Origin of the sequence: Roseisolibacter sp. H3M3-2, from assembly GCF_029211165.1 — a bacterium.
Classification (GTDB): domain Bacteria; phylum Gemmatimonadota; class Gemmatimonadetes; order Gemmatimonadales; family Gemmatimonadaceae; genus Roseisolibacter.
Genome location: NZ_JARGEK010000573.1, coordinates 1 through 2,067, shown reverse-complemented (window position 1 = coordinate 2,067; position 2,067 = coordinate 1). Strand labels below are relative to the sequence as shown.

Genomic DNA, 2,067 nt, shown 5'->3' with positions numbered 1-2,067 from the left:
CGCGGCGGCCGCCGCCGCGGCCGCCGACGGCGCGGCGCCGTTCGCCCCCGCGCGCCGCATCGCGTCCGCCGCCTCCTGCAGCTGCCGCGCGGAGCGCTGCAGCTCCGGCGACTCGGTCTCGCGCGACAGCCGCTCCAGCGTGCGCGCCAGCTGCTCGGCCTCCTGCGCCAGCTGCCGCTGCTGGTCGCCGGTGCCGCCCGCGTTGGCGTTCTGCTGCTGCTGTCCCTGCTGCCCCTGCTGGCCGCCCTGCGACTGGCCCGACGACGACCCCTGACCGCCCCCGCCGCCGCCCTGCGACGACTGCTGGCCGAGCCGCTGGCGCATCGCCTCGGCCTCGCGCCGCATGCGCTCCGACTCGCGCTGCTGCCGCGCCGCCAGCTCCTTCAGCCGCTCCAGCGTGCGGTCGACCTCGCGCTGCGCACTCTGGCGCTGCGCGTCGGAGCGCTGCACGCTCTCGTACTGGTTGCGCAGCCGGTCGCTCTGCAGGCCGAACAGGTCGGCCAGCTCCTCGGGGCTCCGCTCGCCGCCCCCGCCGCCGCCCCCGCCGCCCTGCTGGTCGAGGCTCACCTGCACGTCGCGCAGCGCGGCCTCGGCGCGCTGCAGCTGCTGCAGCGCGCGCTGCTCCGGCGACAGCGCCTCCGTCGCCTCGCGCTTGCCGAGCCGCTCCTCCGCCTCGCGCATCGCCTGCGCGGCCAGCGGGAGCGCGGCCGCGATCTCCTGCACCGCCGAGTCGGGGAGCTGCCCGCCGCGCTGCCGCACGCGCTCGGCCAGCGCCTCCGTCTGCTCGCGGAGCCGCCCCTGCGCCAGCGCCAGCGTGGCCAGGTCCTCGCGCCGCTGCCGCGCGCCGGCCGCCGTCGGCGCCGCGGTGTCGCGCGTCAGCTTGAACGTCGCCGCGACGATCTCGCGCTGCCGGTCGGAGAGCGCGCTCGGGCTCTCCCCCCGCTCCTCGCCGCCGCCGCCCCCGCCCCCGCCCTGCTCCGCCTGGCGGTACGCGCGGTCGAACGGGCGCACGCGCAGGAAGTAGATGTCGCTCGTCGCCTGGTGCGCGCCGCTCACCGCGTCGTTGTCGCGCGCCCGGGCGTAGTACGAGATGACGTCGCCCGGCTTGAGCGGCAGCTCCTCGAGGAAGAACGTGTGCCCCGCGGTGACGTTCGGCGTGCGCCGCGTCGTGCCGTCGTGCAGCACGACCGTCCTCTCCGGGCCCCCGTTCACCGAGTACGCCAGCTCGACGCGCGACACGCCGTAGTCGTCGTCCGCCTCGACCGACGCGAACACCTCCTCCAGCCGCGTCGCCTGCATGTCGCGCCCCGGCTCCGCGATCGTGATCGTCGGCGCGCGGTCCGGCAGCACGTCGATCACGTAGTCGAGCGACCCCGGCACCGCGGTCCCCTGCTCGTCCTCCAGCTCGACGCGGTAGAACCCGGGCTTGTCCACGCGCAGCGTGCCGACCAGCGCGCCCGTGCTGTCGAGCGCGAGCGGCACCGCCGCCCCGCCCTCCACCACCAGCCGCCCGCCGCGCACCGGCATCGTGGGCGTGGCGCGCACCCGCACCAGCGTCCCGCGCGGCGCGGCGACGTCGCCGCCGTCCTCGATCTCCACCGCCTCCAACCCGGTGTACGCGGGATAGCGCAGCCCGAGCGCGAGCGTGCGCACCGTCGGCCGGTCGACCACGCGGATCGCGTGCGCCGACGAGCGGATCCCGTCCGACTCCACCATGTACTGCGCCGCCGAGTCGAGGTCGAACAGGCGCGCCACGAACACCCCGGGCCGCGCCCCCGGCGTCATCGGCACCGGCGAGAACGTCGCCGCGCTCCCGCGCCGCACCAGCAGCGCCGCCCCCTCGGCCTGGAAGCCGCGCAGCGTCGCCTCGATCTGCACGTCGGCGCCGCGCGCGACGGTCACGTCTCCCGGCTTGACCATCACAGCCAGCACCGTCGCCGCCTCGGCCGACGCGTCCCCCCACGGCCAGAACACGAGCCGCGCCCCCGACCGCACGAACGCGGGCCCGAGCGCGACCAGCGCCGCGGCGACCGCGAGCGCCCCCGCCGCCGCCGCGGCGCCGAAGCC

The 2,067-nt window shown here is 77.6% G+C and carries 1 protein-coding gene; it reads right to left on the bottom strand.

Annotated elements, in window-relative coordinates; genetic code table 11:
• Positions 1-2,067: DUF4175 family protein (locus tag PYV61_RS24660; protein ID WP_275836532.1), on the bottom strand; the 2,067-nt coding region annotated here is incomplete at both ends.